This window comes from Ruegeria sp. YKSD163 (assembly GCF_059612905.1).
The window spans coordinates 34,097-52,339 of sequence record NZ_JBXWRM010000021.1 but is presented as its reverse complement, the minus strand read 5'-3'; the positions used below and the strand labels follow the sequence as shown (position 1 = coordinate 52,339).

General features: G+C 62.7%; 20 protein-coding genes and 1 pseudogene. 7 read left to right on the top strand and 14 right to left on the bottom strand.

Translation table 11 applies throughout. The features are described 5' to 3' along the window. Positions 1-44: 44 nt before the first annotated feature. The 7 genes from AC2FNA_RS20600 to AC2FNA_RS20570 all read left to right on the top strand — a co-directional run bounded on the left by AC2FNA_RS20600 (position 45) and on the right by AC2FNA_RS20570 (position 7,570). On the top strand, positions 45-815 hold the full coding sequence (locus tag AC2FNA_RS20600) for a DUF1365 domain-containing protein (protein WP_496829768.1): 771 nt from the start codon (positions 45-47) through the stop codon (positions 813-815). Then, a complete protein-coding gene (locus AC2FNA_RS20595) occupies positions 812-1,537 on the top strand; it encodes an SDR family NAD(P)-dependent oxidoreductase (protein WP_496829766.1) in 726 nt (241 codons plus the stop codon). The genes AC2FNA_RS20600 and AC2FNA_RS20595 overlap by 4 nt, the downstream gene beginning before the upstream one ends. 592 nt (positions 1,538-2,129) lie before the next feature. Then, positions 2,130-3,176, top strand: a complete 1,047-nt coding sequence (locus AC2FNA_RS20590) for an AraC family transcriptional regulator (protein WP_496829764.1) — start codon at positions 2,130-2,132, stop codon at positions 3,174-3,176. A gap of 135 nt (positions 3,177-3,311) precedes the next feature. Further along, the gene (locus AC2FNA_RS20585; RefSeq protein ID WP_496829762.1) at positions 3,312-4,811 is read left to right on the top strand and encodes a DUF1254 domain-containing protein; all 1,500 of its coding nucleotides are present in this window, start codon (positions 3,312-3,314) and stop codon (positions 4,809-4,811) included. Between the two features lie 67 nt (positions 4,812-4,878). Then, positions 4,879-5,679, top strand: a complete 801-nt coding sequence (locus AC2FNA_RS20580) for a transporter (protein ID WP_496829760.1) — start codon at positions 4,879-4,881, stop codon at positions 5,677-5,679. 111 nt (positions 5,680-5,790) lie between these two features. Continuing rightward, the gene (locus tag AC2FNA_RS20575) at positions 5,791-6,822 is read left to right on the top strand and encodes a DUF1214 domain-containing protein (protein WP_496829759.1); all 1,032 of its coding nucleotides are present in this window, start codon (positions 5,791-5,793) and stop codon (positions 6,820-6,822) included. 73 nt (positions 6,823-6,895) lie between these two features. Further along, complete coding sequence (locus tag AC2FNA_RS20570; protein ID WP_496829757.1) at positions 6,896-7,570, top strand: lipid-binding SYLF domain-containing protein; 675 nt, start codon at positions 6,896-6,898, stop codon at positions 7,568-7,570. A gap of 115 nt (positions 7,571-7,685) precedes the next feature. Here AC2FNA_RS20570 and AC2FNA_RS20565 read toward each other — a convergent pair. The 14 genes and pseudogenes from AC2FNA_RS20565 to cobA form a co-directional block, all read right to left on the bottom strand. Further along, positions 7,686-7,952: pseudogene (locus AC2FNA_RS20565) on the bottom strand (IS630 family transposase); the annotation flags it as partial. Further along, positions 7,919-8,047, bottom strand: coding sequence for a hypothetical protein (locus AC2FNA_RS20560; protein WP_496829796.1), 129 nt, complete (start codon positions 8,045-8,047; stop codon positions 7,919-7,921). The gene AC2FNA_RS20560 and the pseudogene AC2FNA_RS20565, both read right to left, overlap by 34 nt. 152 nt (positions 8,048-8,199) lie before the next feature. Then, positions 8,200-8,835 (bottom strand): ChrR family anti-sigma-E factor, encoded by a 636-nt coding sequence (locus AC2FNA_RS20555; RefSeq protein ID WP_496829754.1) that lies wholly within the window; start codon positions 8,833-8,835, stop codon positions 8,200-8,202. After that, a complete protein-coding gene (locus AC2FNA_RS20550; RefSeq protein WP_496829752.1) occupies positions 8,836-9,537 on the bottom strand; it encodes a sigma-70 family RNA polymerase sigma factor in 702 nt (233 codons plus the stop codon). It abuts the gene before it with no gap. Between the two features lie 46 nt (positions 9,538-9,583). Then, the gene (locus AC2FNA_RS20545) at positions 9,584-10,735 is read right to left on the bottom strand and encodes an aminotransferase (protein ID WP_496829749.1); all 1,152 of its coding nucleotides are present in this window, start codon (positions 10,733-10,735) and stop codon (positions 9,584-9,586) included. A gap of 193 nt (positions 10,736-10,928) precedes the next feature. Then, the gene (locus AC2FNA_RS20540; RefSeq protein WP_496829747.1) at positions 10,929-11,204 is read right to left on the bottom strand and encodes a hypothetical protein; all 276 of its coding nucleotides are present in this window, start codon (positions 11,202-11,204) and stop codon (positions 10,929-10,931) included. Continuing rightward, positions 11,161-12,798, bottom strand: coding sequence for a cytochrome D1 domain-containing protein (locus AC2FNA_RS20535; RefSeq protein ID WP_496829745.1), 1,638 nt, complete (start codon positions 12,796-12,798; stop codon positions 11,161-11,163). Before AC2FNA_RS20535 ends, AC2FNA_RS20540 begins: the two co-directional genes overlap by 44 nt. Continuing rightward, positions 12,773-13,984 carry a heme d1 biosynthesis radical SAM protein NirJ gene (gene nirJ / locus AC2FNA_RS20530; RefSeq protein ID WP_496829743.1) on the bottom strand — a complete coding sequence of 404 codons (1,212 nt, stop codon included), beginning with the start codon at positions 13,982-13,984 and terminating at the stop codon, positions 12,773-12,775. Before nirJ ends, AC2FNA_RS20535 begins: the two co-directional genes overlap by 26 nt. 1 nt (position 13,985) lies before the next feature. Beyond that, positions 13,986-14,468 (bottom strand): siroheme decarboxylase subunit beta, encoded by a 483-nt coding sequence (ahbB, locus tag AC2FNA_RS20525; protein WP_496829741.1) that lies wholly within the window; start codon positions 14,466-14,468, stop codon positions 13,986-13,988. Next, positions 14,465-14,914, bottom strand: coding sequence for an Lrp/AsnC family transcriptional regulator (locus AC2FNA_RS20520; protein ID WP_496829739.1), 450 nt, complete (start codon positions 14,912-14,914; stop codon positions 14,465-14,467). Before AC2FNA_RS20520 ends, ahbB (AC2FNA_RS20525) begins: the two co-directional genes overlap by 4 nt. Next, positions 14,911-15,903 (bottom strand): siroheme decarboxylase subunit beta, encoded by a 993-nt coding sequence (gene ahbB, locus AC2FNA_RS20515; protein ID WP_496829737.1) that lies wholly within the window; start codon positions 15,901-15,903, stop codon positions 14,911-14,913. Before ahbB (AC2FNA_RS20515) ends, AC2FNA_RS20520 begins: the two co-directional genes overlap by 4 nt. Positions 15,904-15,908: 5 nt before the next feature. Beyond that, on the bottom strand, positions 15,909-17,054 hold the full coding sequence (locus AC2FNA_RS20510) for a cytochrome D1 domain-containing protein (protein ID WP_496829735.1): 1,146 nt from the start codon (positions 17,052-17,054) through the stop codon (positions 15,909-15,911). Further along, complete coding sequence (locus AC2FNA_RS20505; RefSeq protein WP_496829733.1) at positions 17,051-17,410, bottom strand: c-type cytochrome; 360 nt, start codon at positions 17,408-17,410, stop codon at positions 17,051-17,053. Before AC2FNA_RS20505 ends, AC2FNA_RS20510 begins: the two co-directional genes overlap by 4 nt. Next, positions 17,403-18,176: a uroporphyrinogen-III C-methyltransferase gene (cobA, locus tag AC2FNA_RS20500; protein WP_496829731.1), complete on the bottom strand. Its 774-nt coding sequence runs from the start codon at positions 18,174-18,176 to the stop codon at positions 17,403-17,405. Before cobA ends, AC2FNA_RS20505 begins: the two co-directional genes overlap by 8 nt. Positions 18,177-18,243: the final 67 nt, after the last annotated feature.

The window sequence follows — 18,243 nt, the reverse complement described above, 5'->3', positions numbered from 1 at the left end:
CGCGTTTGGGTGATCCGCAACCGGCCTGACCGCGTAAACAGGTCATGATCGAACATGTTGCAGCCCAGACCTATCACGCCCGGCAGGGGAACCTGAAGAACGCCTTCCGCTACGGGGTCGACTACATCCTGACCGATTTGGGTACAGGCGCGCCGCCGCTGTTGTCGCGCAACCGGTTCAACCTGTTCTCGATCCATGACAGGCATCACGGCGGTCCGCGTGGCAACGGGCAGGGGGTCGCTTGGTTCCGTGATCAGTTGCGCCAACGCGGCTTTCCGGTCGAGCGCGCCCGGCTGTTCCTGCTGACGCAACCCAGCTTTCTGTGGTTCCATTTCAATCCGGTCAGTTTCTGGATCGCAGTCATCGACGGCACCCCGCGAGCTTTCATCGCCGAGGTGAACAATACCTTTGGGCATCGGCATTGCTATTTCGCGGCCCATTCCGATTTCCGGCCGATCCGCCAAGAAGAGGTCATCCAGGCCGAAAAGCTGATGCATGTATCGCCGTTTCAACAGGTCGCCGGAGAGTATCGGTTTAACTTCGAGCTGACCGACAGCGCCGTGAACATCCGTATCGCCTATCAGAACGGCGATCAGGGTGTGCTGGCGACACTGAACGGACTGCGCCGTCCCGCGACCACTGTCTCGCTGGCCGGGGCTGCCCTGCGCCGACCGCTTGGTGCCATGCGCGTGGTCGCTCTGATCCATTGGCAGGCGCTGAAACTCTGGATGAAGCGGGCGCCGTTCCTCAGAACACCGCCCCCGCCCGAACCGCTGATCTCGGACAGTTCGACCTATTCGGGCCGCAAGGCATGAACAGTTTCGCCGGCAAGACGATCTGGCTGGTCGGGGCCAGCCACGGGCTGGGCCGCGAAATCGCCCGAAAGCTGGACCGGCAGGGCGCGCGGGTCATTCTTTCCGCGCGCTCGGCCGACGCGCTTGAAACGCTGGCGGCAGAGTTGAGGCAAGCGCGCGTCGTGCCAATGGACGTCACCGACCTGAGCTCGGTCATCCAGGCCGCAGATGTGGCGGGTCGGGTCGATGCAGTGATCTACAATGCCGGAACCTATGAGCCGATGCGCAGCCAGGACTGGGATACAGAGACTGCGCTGACAATGAACGACGTGAATTTTGGCGGTGCGTTGCGCGTTCTGGGACAGGTCCTACCCGATTTCGTCCGGGCAGGGCAGGGCGACATTACGCTGATCGGATCCCTAGCCGGGTACCGGGGCTTGCCCGCGGCCATCGGCTATGGCGCCAGCAAGGCCGCGTTGATCAGCCTGGCCGAGACGATGCGGCACGATCTGCGCGGCAGCGGCGTCACGGTGCGCCTTGTCAATCCCGGCTTCATCAAGACCCGGCTCACGGGCAAGAACAGCTTTGCCATGCCGCAGATCATGGCCCCTGATCGCGCAGCCGATCATGTTCTGGCCGCGATGCGTCACCGTCGGTTCCGCACAGACTTCCCGCGCCCCTTTTCTTGGGCGATCAAACTGTTGCACCTGCTGCCAGATTGGCTTGTCTATCGCGGTGGATGACAAGGAGGCGGGGCGGTATCCGGCCCAATCCGATCCTAGTGAATTGAGTCAGACAATTCGAACCCTCGTTCGCGGCTGTTGCGAACTGTTTGCATAGGCCTGCTGTGCGCGAACAGTGGACATAGCCGATGACGGCGCGGATCGAGCGCAAAGATTCCCCCGGCGCTGTACCGCTGATAAGCAGCTTCGCCAATCCGGGCGTTCGTTTGCGCGCAGCATGACAAGCCGGGCGTACGACGGCAGGACGGACTCTTGAGACCTTCGCAGAAATTGGATCAACTCAAGGAACCGGCTTGTTTCGTGCCTTCGTCAGTTGCGCACCAATGGGCAAATCCCACCAGCCGCGTCGAGTTCCAAATGGGAAAAATGACAATATCGAAAATCTTCCCAATCCGGGTACGAATACGCCCTGAGCAGGACAAAGATAACGGTTCAGTCGGAGCCGCATAGCTGCCTCCACCAGCGTCCAAGGAAGAGATCGATTACGGACAAGTCGATCTAAATGGGTTGCGAGGCCCGGCAGCACTCTGCGTAGTGGCTTGGTTGCGAGTTGGTTGCTATCCTCTCGAAGGACATTCCTGAGGACGTGACAGTGCGTAGGACGCCTATCATCGCTACATACGTCACGACGCCGCTGCCCACTCTGGTCGAGGCGGTGGCGGGGACGCGGGCGATCTCCAGGATCTTTTCATCGGCCGACGTACCGGAGATTGCGCAGGGAGCTTCGGCTCGCTTCATGCCGCAGCGAAATCTGTATGCCCTTCTCGAGGCGACGGCCCGGGAACTCGGGATGCGCGACCTCGGCCTCGCCTATGGACGCCACCTCGATGTCGCCGACTGGGGGCTCTGGGGATCCTATGTCCGGGACGCCGAGACGCTGGAAGGGGCGTTCAGACGCACCGAGCGAGCGATGCCGTACCACGCGAGCATGGACACGCTCACGCTCGAGATCCGCGGCGACGAGGCGTGGTTCATCCACCGCGCCGAGCTGTTCGGCATTATCGGATACCCGCACTATGCCGCCTGCGCTGCCGCCGCCATGATCAGCCTCATCCGGGCATTCACTGGCCCGGGATGGGCGCCGAGCCGGATTGAGGTCAACCTGCCGCGACCGCGTCCTGCCGGGACATGGGAAGACATCTTCCGCTGTCCGGTCGTCTTCGACCGGCCTGACCTTGTGGTTGTCCTGCCGCGCGATCTGTTGACCTCTGCGAGGATTTCCCCATCCGCCGGTCACCCGGTCACGACCGCGGATCTGCGCCGGCTGGTTTCTGCCGGGGCTCCGCCCAACTTCGTGGGCGAAGTCACCGAGATCGTGCGGTCACGCCTGCACCACGAGGCGTCCGACTTCGAGGGGCTGGCGCACCTTCTTGCCATCGGGCCGCGGACTCTGCAGCGACGTCTCGACGAGGCCGGAACGAGCTATCGCGACATCGTTGCACGGGTTCGCATGGACCGTGCCCTCGAATTGCTGCATGAGACCGACATCCCGATCCTCGATATCTCGGCAGACCTCGGTTACTCGGCGCCGACGCACTTTGCCCGTGCCTTTCGCAAGGCCCTGGGCCGGTCTCCGGCCGAGATCCGCCGCGCGTCGAAGGGCGCAATGCAGCGGCAGTCCGACCGCCAAAGGACCTGATCCCGGCGCTTCGGCGAGCGCCGGTGCTTTGTCGTAAAATGGTCGGTTCCGGCGGGCCCGAACGTGTACAAATCCACACATGCCGAGAGTCGCAGATTTGAAGCGGCTCGTTTGCAAAATGGAGCGAGACCAAGCATGATATCCTGGAAGTCGGCCGCAGCCGCCGCGTTGATCCTTTGGGCCGCGCCCGCCGTCGCCGAGCCCACCTACAAGGCGGACGTCCCACCTTCGATCCTTACCCCCGACACCGTCGAGACGCGGCTGGGCACATTGCGGTTCACCGACGGCGCCCCCGACACCGAGACGGTGGCTCTGGCCTACGACAACCTTGACTTCATGCGGGGCGTGCAGGCGTTTCTCGATGGCATGCCGGCGGCATCGATCTATGCGATGTGCAACGGTCTGAAGGAAGATGCCGGGCTGGACGATCAGACGTTCGGCATTTTCGAAACACTGATGGACGCCAGGTCGATCTTCCTGACACCGAACTCGACAACCGTCTACGTCACCCACTGCTTTGACCTGGAAAACGGTCCGATCGTGCTCGAGGCGTCGCCAGGACTTCTAGGGCCGATGGACGATGGCTACTTCAAGCATGTCACCGATGTCGGCCTCACCGGTCCCGACAAAGGTGAGGGCGGAAAGTATCTGTTCGTGCCGCCGGGCTACGAGGGCGAGTTGCCCGCGGAAGGCTACTTCATCGTCAAGTCGTCTACCTACACGCTGTGGCAACTGGCCCGGGCCTTCGTCACGGACGGAGATATCGAAGCGACGGCCCAAGGCGTCAAGGACACGATGCGGGTTTACCCATGGGCGCAGCGCGACAACCCGCCAGAGACAAAGTTCGTCAACTTGTCGGGGCTGAAGATCAACACCGTCCACGCCAACAATTTCGAGTTCTACGAGGAAATCAACGCGGTCATCCAGAAGGAACCCGGCGATGCCTTGCCGGCTGAAGTGGTCGGCACGCTGGCGGCCATCGGCATCAAGAAGGGCCAGCCCTTCGAGCCCGATGAGCGGATGCGCGCGATCCTGACGGACGCGGTCGCGGTCGGGAATGCCACCGCGCGGGCGATCGTGTTCGCCCAGCGGGATAAGCGCGGCTTCTACTATCCGGACCGACAGTGGAAGACCAGTTTCATCGGCGGCAGTTCCGAGTTCTACGACAACGGCGAGCGGTTGCTCGATGCCCGTGTCCTGTTCCACTACTACGCCACCGGAATCACGCCAGCCATGGCGGCGCCCGCCGTCGGCACGGGATCCGTCTATGGCTACGCGGAACGCGATGCCAACGGCGAGTATCTCGACGGCGGCAAGACCTACAGCATCACGCTGCCGGCCCCGGTCCCGGTCAACAACTTCTGGTCCTTCATGGTTTACGATAACCAGACCCGTTCGATGCTGGAAACCGACCAGAAATTTGCAGGCGTGGACAGCAACAGCCCCGATCTGATGGCGAACGAGGATGGTTCCTATACGATCTGGTTCGGCCCCGAGGCACCGGAAGGCAAGGAAGGCAACTGGGTCCAGACCATGCCGGGCAAGGGCTGGAACACGCTGATCCGCCTCTATGGCCCGCTGGAGCCCTGGTTCGACAAGACCTGGAAGCCGGGTGACTTCGAGCCGGTCGAATAGGCCGCAAGCGCTTTGGCCCGGCCAATCGCCGGGCCAGATTTCACCATTCTCAAAAAGGACAAAAGTCATGAGCAGGACAGGGATCTTTTCAGGAACGCTTGCTGCCCTTGCCAGCCTTGGCATGTCGTCTGGCGCATGGGCGCAATCCACCAGTGACGCCGAACTGGCCAAGCAATTGTCAAACCCCGTCGCTTCGCTGATCAGTGTTCCGCTCAAGTTCGACTACGATTCCAACATCGGCACCGGGGACGATGGCATCAGCCGCACCTGGACGATACAGCCCGTCATCCCCATCAGCCTGAATGAAAACTGGAACCTGATCTCCAGAACGATCATTCCCTTCTCTGCGAATACAAACACGCCTTCGGGGTCCGGCAGTATCTCTGGCCTGAGGGATGTGACGCAAAGCTTCTTCTTCTCGCCCAAGAATCCGACGGCCAATGGCTTGATCTGGGGCGCGGGCCCGGTCTTCCAGATCCCATCCGGCAGCGATCTGTCGTCGGACACCTGGGGCGCCGGTGTGACAGGTCTGGTCTTGAAGCAGCAGAACGGCTGGACCTATGGCGCGCTGGCCAGCCAGGTCTGGGATGTCAGCGGCGATGTCGAGATCAACACAACCTTCGTGCAACCGTTTCTGTCCTACACGACGCCCACGTCGTGGACCTATGGCCTGAATACCGAGAGCACCTACAACGGCGTGACCAACGAATGGTCTGTGCCGGTCAATGTGACTGTCGCCAAGCTGGTGAATTTCGGCAACCAACCCGTCAGCCTGCTGGGCGGCCTGCGCTATTGGGCGACTTCGCCCGACAGCGGACCCGAAGGCTGGGCGGCCCGGTTCCAGATCACCTTCCTGTACCCAAAGTAACGCAAGCGTTCCGTCAATAGACGTGCCCTCGCAAGCAGCCAGTTGATCCGCTTATCGTCTGAAATGTCGGGAAAGAAACTCGCCAGAGAATTCCAGAGGAGAACCAGACACATGAAAACCTACTTCAAATCCAGGACTGCCGGTTTGGCGGCATTGTTGCTGAGCGCGTCGATCGCGCTGCCTGTCGCCGCGGCCGAAAGGGTCACCGTCGACAACTTCGAGCGCGCCGAAACCGACAGAACCATGCGCGACTACGTCGAGTTGGGCGGTTTCGGGCAGTTCTACCACATCCGCAACCCGGTCCCGATCGACGCGCAGGCGGTGGTCCGGATGCAGGTCGACACGCTCTATTCCTTCGGCGTGTTCGATCTGACCAATCCGGTCACGATCACGCTGCCGGATCCGGGTGAGCGCTTCATGTCGGCGCTGATCATCAATCAGGATCATTCGATGATCCCCGTCGAATACGCGCCGGCGGAAATCACCCTGACGCAGGAACAGATCGGCACCCGCTACGTCATCGTCGCGCTGCGCACCTTCATGGCCGCGACCGACCAGGAAGACATCGCCAAGGCGAACGCGCTGCAGGATCAGGTCAAGGTGAGCCAGGCTGACGTGGGCAACTTCGATGTGCCCGAATGGGACATGGACTCGCTTCTCAAGGTTCGCAACGCTCTCGCAGTTCTGGCTTCGACCGTATCGGACACCAAGGAGTTCTTCGGCGACCGCTCCAGGCTCGACCCGCTGAAATTCAAGATGGGCACGGCGGCCGGCTGGGGTGGCAACCCGAAGGAAGCCGCGATCTACTTCTCGCATTCGCCTACCGTGAACGACGGCACGACGCCCTATTCTGTGACGGTCAAGGACGTTCCGCTGGGTGACAAGGGCTTCTGGTCGATCACGATCTACGGCGAGGACAACTACATGAAGCCGAACGATCTAAACCGGGTTGCCCTGAACAACATCACCGCCGAGAAGAACGCGGATGGCAGCATCACGATCAATGCCGGCGGCTGTGAAGACGGGCGCATCAACTGCATCCCGATCACCGAAGGTTGGAACTACGTGGCACGGACCTATCGCCCCATGCCCGAGATCATTTCGGGTGAATGGGTCTTTCCGGAAATGCAGCCCGCTGAGTGAAATTCGTATTTCCTTGTTTGGCTGCACGTTGCTCTTGACCTGCAACGTTCAGCCCGTCTGCCATCGGTAAAACATGAAGAACTATTCCATGAAAACAGCGCTCGTGTTGCTTCTCGTAACGATGTGTACCGCACCCGTATGCGCGCAAGGCCTTCTGGACAGCGTCAAGAAAGGTGCGGACAAAGTTGGTGAGGTCGCGAAAAAGGGAGCGGATGCCGTCGGAGACGCCGTGGAGTCAACCAGCGACCTCGTGCGCAATGAAGAAACGCCTGAAGCGACAAGAGCCAAACTTGATACGATGGCAAGCGAGGTACTGGCGCAATTGCTAAGTGAAAACGCTGAAGCTGCCAGAGCCTACGAAATCAGTGCCGGCCATGCGGTTTTTGATATGCGTCGCGTTTCCGTTTTCCCGCTCTCGGCTGGCTATGGCCGCGGTGTTGCCGTTTCGCCGGAGGGCGGCCGGACGTACATGCAGATGGGAACTGGAGGTGTTGGCGCTGCTTTCGGGATTGGCGGTTTTGAATCGCAATTCGTTGTCATGTTTGAGACACCGGTCGACTTCGAACGGTTTGTAAAAAATGGTTACGAGGCGTCAGCAGATGCGGGCGCAATGCAAGGAGACCAACGAACGACGACTGAGGCCAATTTCACGGACGGGCGGTCGTTCTTTGTGCTGAGCAAAACAGGATGGCGCATCAACGCCAATGCTTCGGGAACAAAGTATTGGCAAGATGAGGAGCTTAACTGAGTACAGTTTTCCAACTCAGATCAAGGCTGCTGCATCCGTGGGTAGCACAGAAAGAGCGCTTCCGGTTCGGGGTCGTTGCCTCCACCTGATAGTTTTCGTCAGATTTTGGTGGGGTTTAGAGGGGTGAAGCCAAGGCTTGAACCCTTCGGTTTCGGGCAGCAAAGATGTCGTCGGGTTTGGCACGCCCGACGAATGGCTTGGCCTCGGTTGTGCTGCGTTAGGTGATGAAGCGGTTGAAGGCGGCCTGCAGGTCGACGACCAAATGGAACACGCCATGCTTGAGCCTGCGTCGCCACAGTTTGGCGAAGACTCCCTCGACAACGTTCAGCAAGGAGGGCGATGTCAAGACTAAGTGAAACGTCCAGCGCGGATGCCGCGCCAGACGCAGGTCTTGGACTTGGCCGTGATTGCCATGATCGAAGTTGTTCCGGCACCATCGGCGTTCAGAAGCACGTTGCGGCAACGCAAGACATGCATTTGCGGCGAGGGCGGGTTCGAAATGACCGCCTCAAGTCAGGACCTGTCCTCGCTTGAGACTTTGAACGAATTTCCTGTGCGCTTCAGTATGCCTCGCACAGCCAATGCCGGAACGGACTCCCAATTCGGGCTCCTTCGTCGCATTGGCTCCACTAGATCCTGAACAAAGGTTGCAGCAGCCTTGGCACCAGTGCGTTGAACCGCAAGGGCGCATCCGTCGCAGCAAGGCAGATGCACGGGTCTCCGGCATCGGCAACAGGTGTGTGCTCCAGATCCTCGTCACCGATCTCGACGTCGCCCACGGCAAAACGCCCGGCTTCGTCGCTGAAACTGCCCTGCAGGACAAGCGTCAACTCCAGCCCGTTGTGGCTGTGATCCGGCACCGCCTGTCCGGCCGGAATATATAGCAGCCGCGCCGATCCGCCATCGCCCTCGAACAGGATGCTTTGCCTGACACCCATGCCAAGCGTTTTCCACCGGGGTGCTCCACCTTTGAGGGCCTGCATCACGGGACCGGGGTAAATCCCGGTGGCATCATAGACCGGTTCAGGTGTGACCGGCTCATCCAGCAGGGCCAAGACATTTGCCTTCAGGTCGCCTGTAATGCTGGCCCGTTCGGACTGTTCCAGCAAAGCGCCACCCGCGCTTTGATGCGCGCCCAGAGCCGCCTGGCATTCGCGACAAAACGACAGATGGCTGGCCACGACCATGGAAAACGCATGCGATAGGTTGCCAGCCGCATAGGCGGCGATCATCGAGTCGGGGATATGGTGGGTGATTGCAGACATTCAGCGCAATCCTTTCAATTCTTTCCGAAGCTGCCCCAGTCCAAGCCGAATGCGGGATTTGACTGTCCCAAGGGGAAGCCCGGTCTGCGCGCTGATCTCCTGATGAGTCAGTTCGCCGATATAGGCCTTTTCGATCATTTCTTTCTGATCCGGTTGAAGCAGCGCGATCGCCTGCTTCAGCTTTTCGGTTTCCTGTTCAAGCGCCAGGATCTGGCTTGCATCATCCTCGGGTTCGGGCGCTTCGCCCAGCTCGTCCGGGATTGGACGCTGCTCTTTCCTGACAATGTCGATATGGCGGTTCCGGGCAATCTGATAGATCCAGGCCGAGGCTTGTGCCTTGCGCGGATCGAATTGTGCCGCCTTCCGCCATATCGTGAGCATTACATCCTGCACGATTTCCTCTGCCAGCGCAGAGCTTGCACCGGAGCGCATGACAAAACCCTTTAGACGGGGCGCAAGATGGTCGAACAGGTCGCCGAACGCGGCCCGGTCCCGCTGGTCTCGGACCGCAAGCAGCCAAACGGTCAACTGTGAATAACTGGTGTTGTCGGACAATACTGCCTTGCCTCTCGGGAACACCCTTTTCAGAGCGCCCGTGCCGGTTTCTTTTTTCACGTCCAGTGTCACCATGGAAGGGATACGGGTAAAGCCCCAAACTGGATCAGCCGCGTCGCGAAAATTTTCGCGCCACCATGTCAGCACGGATGTCACCCCTACTTGAGGGTGTCCATACCGGCTCTGTCCGCGGTCACGTTTTCACGGGCGCAGCTGTCCGCTCGGCCCGCAGGCGCGTCAGGAAGGTGCTGACCCGTGCCAGCCCTTCGGTCAGGATCCGGGGGTCGTTGGCATAGCCGATGCGCAGCCAGCCCTCGATATGCAAGGCCGAACCGGGGGTGAACATCACCCCGGTCTCCTCCAGCAGGAGGACGCAGAAATCGCGCGAAGGCATGTCGAAATCGTATTTCAACAGCGCGGTGGTGCCGGCGCGCGGGCGGACCCAAGAGATATCGGGCTCGCGGTCGACCCAGTCGGCCAGAATCTCGATATTGCCACGAGTGATGCGGTGGCTGCGTTCAAGGATTCGATCCTTGGCCTCGAGCGCCATGGCGGCGAAATAGTCGTCCAGCATGCCGACGCTGATAGTGTTGTAATCGCGATGGATCGACACGGCCGAGATCACCTCGGGGTTGGCGGCGATCCAGCCCAACCGCAGACCGGCCAGAGAAAAGGTCTTGGACATGCCGCCGACGCTGATGCCGCGTTCGTAGAGATCGGCGATGGCCGGGGCAAAGCCATCACCCTGATGGTTGGTGCCGCGATAGACCTCGTCGCACAGGATCCAGGTGCCGTGCGGGCGGGCCAGCGCGATGACCTCTTGCAACAGGTCATGTTCCATCAACGCCCCGGTGGGGTTGTTGGGGTTGGCGAAGGCGATCAGCCGGGTTTCGGGCCGGATCAACGCGGCCAATTCCGCCATGTCCGGGAGAAAGCCGTTCTCGGGTCGCAGATCCAAGATGTCGACCGTGGCACCATAGCTTTCGGGGATCGAATAGTGCTGTTGATAGGTTGGGCGGATGGCGATCACGTGATCGCCCGGTTCGACCAGGGTTTCATGCACCAGCGCATTCGCACCGATGGCCCCATGGGTCACCACGATGTTCTGGCGTTTCTGGTTGCGATAGAGGGTCGAGATCGCATCACGCAGCCGGTCGGAGCCTTCAATGGCGCCATAAGTCATCTTCATCGCGCGTAGGTCGCTCATCACGTCGTCATTGCGACCGGCCAGTTCCAGCAGTTCGCCGATGTCGAGCGACGCCACGCAGGTTTCGGCCAGGTTATAGGCGCAGTGGTTTTCGAATTCGTTCATCCAGATTTCGACGCCAAAGGGGTCTATGCGCATGGCTGGCCTTTCTTTCGGTCTGCTCGGCGGTCCGGTCCGCAGGACAGAGTTCCCAGATTTCGACGCCGCTGGCAATCTCAACCAGGGTCGGGATCAGGGTCAGACCGTTGACATAGGGAGAGGGGTTCCGTTTTCCGGCCCGGAAAACGGAACGGAAAATTTGCAATTTTCCGATGCCTCGCCGAAAGGTCGATCAGCTTTCGGCCTCGTCCAGCAGGCGCCGCAACCAGCGTCCGGCCAGCCAGCTGGCCGGAATACCCAGCGGCAGCGACCAGAGGAGCGCTGCCACCGGCCCCAAGGGCGTGCCCCCCAGCACGCGCAGCATCAGCGCCGCCATGAACAGGTTGATCGCCACCGTGGCCGTCACCGCCGGCCACAGCAGCAGCGCCAGTTTCCAGACCGGCCAGCGGCCCTCGATGCCCGGCTCAGTGGCTAGTGCCTTCGGAGAAGGTGATCTTGTTCCAGACATTGTATTTCCCCGAGGGTTTCTTCATCGGCAGGCGGAGCAACTCTTCAAGCGTCGTCGCATCATAGACGATGACCGCGCCATCCTCTTCCCAGACCGAAACAAGTGCATGTTTGCCGTCACGGGTGAACTCCACATGTGCCACCGTCTTGCCCGGCGCCGGGCGCAGGGTGCGCACGATCTCGAGGCTCTGCTTGTCGATCACATGCATCGCGTCCTTGTTGGGGCCAAAGAACACATCGGCCCAGAAATAGGGGGTGTTCTCGTGACTGCGCAGGAAAAATCCGGGACCTTCGGTCTGGATCGTCGCGATGCGGGTCCAGTTTTCGGTGTCGATGACGCTCAGTTTGCCCTCTTTCAGATGCGGCGTGGCCATCACCCGGCGCCCGTCGCGCGCCCAGCTGATGCCCGAGCCCAGATGCGGCATGCCCTCCAGCGGCAGTTCGGCAATCTCGCGCCCGACGTTCAGGTTCACCACCACCCCGCGCACCCCGTCGCGCGCGGCGCCGATCAGGTTGCGGTAATCGTCGGAAAAGAAGAAATCGTCGAGCGGCTCGGATATCTCGATCCGGCGCCGGGCGAACAGGCCCTCGGACGAGGCGATCGCCTCGACCATGCCCTTTTCGCGGGAGTGGATGAAGCCCTCGTAAACCGGGTCGGCATCGGGGTCGGTCGCCACCTCCCAGATCTCGGGCGCGTCTTTGAGCGCCAGGATAAAGCTTTGCCGTTGCGGCGCCTGATAGACGGCCGAGACCCGGCTGGGCGTGCCATCCTTGGCGGTCACCTTCATGACCTTCGCCACCGACAGATCCTCGGTGCTCAGCAGGGTCAGCGACATCGGCAGGTAATTGGCCACCGCCAGCCATTTGCCGTCATGGCTCATGGCGATATTTCGGCTGTTGAGCCCCGCGCGCACCCGGCCCACCTGTTGCAACGACCAGAGGTCATACTTCTGCACCCAGCCGTCGCGCGACATGATGAAGACATAACGCCCGTCCGGGCTGAACTTGGGCCCGCCATGCACGGCAAAGGGCGTCTCGAACCGGTCGAGAATGTCGAAGGTGTCGCCATCCAGCACGCTGACATGATGATCGCCGGTTTCCACCACCAGGGTGATGTTCATCGGATCGGCGTCCCAGACCGGTGCGGCAGCAGTCACATAGTCGCTGTCGAGCGTCCGGCTTGCCATGATCTCACCCTCGCCCCAGGCGGGGATATCGGCCAGCGGCTCTTTCACATACTCCGCCAGCGCGGCGATAGCCGCTTCGTCAAGCGTGTCCGAGAACCCCGGCATCTGGGTCGCTGTTCGGCCCTCGCGGATCACGGTGGCCACTTTCGGCCCGCGCATCCGACCCAGCGTTTCGGGGATCAGCGCCGGGCCAAGCCCACCCAGCCGCCCCGCGCCATGGCAGCTGGCGCAATGCTCTGCGTAGTCCTCGGCCGGTCCCGCCGCCAGCGGACCCGCCAGCAAAAGGGCACAGACCCCATATTTCACTTTGCTCCAAATACTCCCGCCGGAGGCTCCTTCGCGCGCGGCAGGCACAGCGGATGCGGCCCCGCATATGCGGTTGTCAAAAGAACTGATGCGCCGGGTCATGTCTCTTTCCTCGGAACGGGGTGACGGTCAGGCGGTCCGAACCCGTCACGCCGATCTCGGCATCCGACAGGTAGCAGGCCGGGTCCTCGGCCCAGGGATCGCCGGTCAGCTGCAAGGCGCGGATGCGGGTATTGCCGCCGCAGACATCCTTGAGCGTGCAGGCACCGCAGCGGCCCTTGAGCGGGCGGGGGCGGGTGCGCAGCAGCACCAGCATCGGGTCATCCCCGGTCCAGAGCTCAGAGAACGGCGCCGTCTTCACATTGCCGACGGTGTAGTCGGACCAATAGGTATCGGGATGCACCCGGCCCAGATTGTCGATATTGGCCACGCCCAGCCCGCTGGAATTGCCACCCCAGGCGGCCAGATGGGCGCGGATATGCGCCACCCGCTCGGCGTCGAAATTACGCCGTACCCAATCCAGGAAATAGCCCGCGTCGGCATCGTTGTTCCCGGTCACGATATCGAGCGGCATGTCCTCGGCCGCGTCCACCCAGGCGCGGTCCAGCAGCAGGTCCATCGCGTGGCGGGTGCGCAGATGGGCAGCATCCTCGCGCCGGTTCTTGTCGCCGCGCCCGGCATAGACCAGATGGCTGAGATAGAACTTGTCCACGCCCTCGTCATCGCAGAGCTGAAGCAGATCGGGCAGATGGTGCTGGGTGCCCTCGGTCAGGCAGAAGCGCAGGCCAACCTTGATGCCGCGCGCCTTGCATGCGCGCACCCCGCGTAGGGCGTCGGCAAAGGCGCCCTCGACGCCCCGGAACCAGTCGTTGGTGGCGCCGATCCCATCGAGCGAGATACCCACATAGCTGAAGCCGACATCGGCGATGCGGTCGGCGGTTTCACGGTGGATCCGGGTGCCGTTGGTCGACAGCGCCAGCATCGGCACCAATTGGCGCGCTCGGGTGGCGATGTCGAAAAAATCGAACCGGTCCAGCGGCTCGCCCCCCGACAGGATGATCGCGGGCACCTTGAACCGGCCCAGATCCTCCAGCGTGTCCATGGCCTGTTCATGGCTCAGCTCGCCGGGAAAATCCACATCCGCCGATACGGTATAGCAGTGGCGGCATTTCAGGTTGCAGCGCCGGGTCAGGTTCCAGATCACCACCGGTTTCACCGGGCCGGGGCGGCGCTGGCGCACCGGGGTCGGTGCGATCAACTGGTGCATGTATTCGGTGAGCCGGAACATGTCAGGTCCTTTCCTTCAGGCGCAGCCCGGTCTTTTTCAGGATGCGGGTGGAATAGAGGATGTCATGCCCCCGGCAGGCGGTGCCCAGCAGGGCGGCGATTTCGGCACGCTTGGCCTCGACCTCGTCCCGGTCGGCGCCATGCACCATGGCAAACAGGTTATAGGGCCAGTCGGGCAGGGCGCGGGGGCGTTCATAGCAATGGGTGACAAAGGGCAGCGCGCCCACGCGCGCGCCCAGATCGGCGATGCGGGCATCGTCCACGTCCCAGACGGTCATGCCATTGGAGGTCATGCCCAGCTTGTAGTGGTTGGGCGCAGCGGCGATGCGACGGATCACGCCGCGCGCCTTCAGGGCGGCGATACGTTCCATCAGTTCGGGTTCGGGCAGGGCCAGGTCGGTGGCGACCCGGGCAAAGGGGGCGGACACCAGCGGCAGGCCCTCCTGCATGGCCGCGATAATGCGTCTGTCTGTCTCGTCGATCATGCCGCCACCCGGAAGCCGATAAAGAATTCCTGCAATTTCGGAAAGCGCAGGACCGCAATCCCGGTTTCCGTCTCGATCGCATCGGCGGTTGCCGCGATCCCCTGGGGGGTTTCGGTGGCCAGCACGAACCACATGTTCAGCCGGTGCGTGCGTTCATAATTATGCGCCACCTCCGGGTGGGCATTGACTTTGGTCAGGACACTTTCGAGTTCCGCCTCGGGCACCGCCATTGCACACAGGCAAAAGGCCCCGCCCATGGCGGCGGCATCAAAAAACGGACCGAAACGGGTGATCAGCCGCGCAGCCTTCATCCGGGTCAGCCGCTCCAGCAATTCACCCTCGGCAAGACCCAGTTCGGCGGCAACGGCGGAATAGGGATGCGCCGTCAGCGGCAGATCCTCCTGCATGCGGTTGAGGATGCGGCGGTCGGTTGCGTCGGGGGTCATGCGGCCTCCTCCTTGCGGGGTTTGATCAGCGCGCCGGTCTGTTTAAAACAGCGGGTCGAGAACAGCACCTTGTGCGGGGCACCGACCAGTTCGGGCAGGGCCATGGCGCTGTCCAGCACCGCCAGCGCCTCGCGGCGCGAGCGGGCGTGGATCATGGAATAGAGCCGGTAGGGCCAGACACCCGGTACCGGGCGTCGCTCGTAGCAAAGGGTCACGCCGGGATGCGCGGCCAACACCGGACCGGCGAGATCAACACTCTCGGAAGGCAGGTCCCAGACTACCATCGCGTTCGACGACCATCCAAGTGCCCGATGCCGCACGATGACCCCAAGGCGCGAGATCACCCCGGCCTGCTGCAACAGTGCGATCCGCTCCATTGCCTCGCCCGGGTTCAGGCCCAGCCCCTCGGCCAAAGCCGCATAGGGCGCGGGTACCAGCGGCAGGCCCTGGGTCAGCGCCTGCAACAGGTCGGTATCGCCGGGACGCAGTACGCTGGCATCGACCGCCCTTCGTGTAGGAACACGTGGCGTTCTGGCGCCCATGCGAAAACCCAGATCGACGTTGAAGGGCCGCAGCAAGGGCAGATCGAGCACCCGCAGCCCGCTGGCCGCTCCGATCCGCGCCAGTGTTGCGTCCACATGCACCCGGTCGGGTCCGGTGGCGACGAACCAGAGGTTCCAGTCATCCTCGCGCTGGTAATTGTGGTTCACTCCCGGCTCGGCGCCGATCATCCCGGCGATCTCTTCGATCCGGTCCTCGGGGGCGGCAACCGCGGCGAGGGTGCTGGCAGAGGCGCTGCCGGGCGCGATGGTGGCACCCACCCGCGTGATCCGCCCCGCCGCCTGCATCCGGGCAAGGCGGGTGATGACCTCGTGCTCCGAGACGCCCAGCTGTTCGGCCAGGCCCAGGAACGGGCGGTCGGTGATGGGAAAATCGCGCTGCCAGTCATCCAGTAGGGCGCGGTCGACGGGATCGGTGATCTGGCACATGCGCGTCACAGCCCCGTCCGATGGGCGCGCGCGGTAAAGAAGATGCCCGACGGGCTGTCTGCCTCGATTTCGCGCAGTTTCTCAAAGGTGCGGGTGTCGTAGACCATCACCTTGCCCGCGTCGCGAACGCTGATCCAGACCTCGTGCCCGCGCGGCGTGAATTCCATATGCAGCACGGCGGGGCCGGGTTTGAACTGGTGGATCACCTCTTTGCTGACCGTGTCGATAACCTGAATGGTGTCGTTCAGCGGATGGGCAAAGTTGACCCAGACCTGCCGCCCGTCGGGCCGCGCCATGGCGAATACCGGCTGGCCATGGGTGGTGGTGCGCCCGGTCTCGGTCAATGTGTCGGCATCGACCCACAGGACCTGCGCGTGGCCAACGGCGGGCAGCACGAATTCGCGGCCTGTCAGCGCCCAGCCTTCGAGATGCGGCATCTTGTAGACCGGCATTTCCTGCTCACCCCGGCCATAGCCGGGTAGAACGCGGATCGGCTGGGGCGTCTCGTCCCACAGGTCAAGCGCGGTCAGCCCGTCCTCGCCAAAAAGGCCCGTGATATAGGTGCGGCCATTGCCGGTGATCAGCGCGTCATAAGGGTTCTTGCCCATGCCGGGGATGGTGGTCAGCACCGGCTCGGGCGTGGTGAAATCGGCGATCCAGGTCTCGCCCGTATCCCAGACGGTAAAGACGAAGCGGCGGCCCGGCGCATCGACCAGGCCGATGGTCTTGCCGCCGGTGGGGATGTCGGCGACCACCTCAAGCGTGTCGGCATCAAAGACGCGCACGCCGCCGGGATCATAGTTGGACACGGCGACCAGCCGTCCATCGTCCGAGATGGCGCCGCCGATGGCATTGCCAGATTGCAGCACGCGGTTCACGATCTGGCGGGTGGTGATGTCGAGTTTGGTCAGCCCGCCGTCGCGGCCGAACACATAGGCAAAGCGTTCATCGGGGGAATAGACCAGCGAGGCATGCGAGAGATCGCCCAACCCCTCGATCCGGGCCAGCGCGGCGCGCTCGGACTGATCGACCAGCAGGACCGAGCCGGTGGCCCGTTCGATCACCAGCCCCAGATCGCCGGTGGCAACGGTCTGGGCGCCGGCGGTGCCCGCCATCAGCGCGGCGACAAGGGTCAGGACAAGCGGTTTCATCTGGCCTCCGGGTCTTGCAGGTAACGGGCGATCCATTCTGCCTCTTCCTCGGTCAGAAGCGGGCGCCAGGGCGGCATCGCGGTGTCGGGGATGCCGTCGAGGATGACGCCGGTCAGCACCTCGCGGTCGAAATGGCCAAGCGCCTCGGGCCGGATATCGGGGCCAAGCCCACCCTTGAGCGTCAGCCCGTGGCACGAGCCGCAATCCTGCTGCACCAGCCGCCTGAGCGCGTCGGGGTCGAGGGTTTCGGCGGCAAAGGCGGTGGTGGCCAAAAGCGCGGCGATGGTCAGCAGCGCCTTGCCGATGCCGAGTGCGGTGCCACTGTGAAGGCGGGGAAAGAAAGCGGTATCAGCCATGGGCCACCGCCTGTTCCAGCAGATCGGTAACCGGCTGCTCGGCATAAAGCGAGACCACCTTGCCGATGATAAAGAGGGTCGGCGCCTCAAGCGCCTCGGCCCGGGCATCCGCCGCGATCCGGTCGAGCCGCGACAGCAGGCGGCGCTCATCCGGCGTGGTCGCACGGCTGATTGCAAGAACAGGGGTCGTGGCGGGCAGGTTCTCGGTCATCAGGCCGATGGCGATCTGGCCGATATTGGCCACGCCCATATAGACCACCAGCGTGGTGTCGGGATCGGCAAGGCGTTTCCAGTCGAGGTCCAGCACACGGTCCGACTGCCGGTGGCCGGTGACATATTGCACGCCTGTTGCCAGGCCGCGATGGGTCAGCGGTACGCCGGTCGCGCTCGAAGCGCCCTGCGCTGCGGTGATGCCGGGGGCGTAATCGACCCGCACCCCGTGGGCCATGAGAAAGGCCGCCTCTTCCGAGCCGCGGCCAAAGATCATCGGGTCGCCACCCTTGAGCCGGGCCACCACATGACCCGCGCGGGCCTCGTCAAGAAGAATGCGGTTGATCCGGTCCTGCGGCACAGGATGGCATTTGGGCGACTTGCCCACCGGGATCATCCGGGCACCATCGGGTGCCATGGCCACGATGCGGGGATCGACCAGCCGGTCATAGACCACCACCTGGGCCTCTTGCAGCAGGCGCAGGGCGCGCAGGGTAAGCAGTTCGGGATCTCCTGGTCCTGCGCCGATCAGGTGGACATGTCCGGTGAGTGTCATGGCGTGCTCCGTCAGGTTGGGGCTGGCGAGAGGGGAAAGGGATGGGCGGGCCCCGGGACGCAACCGG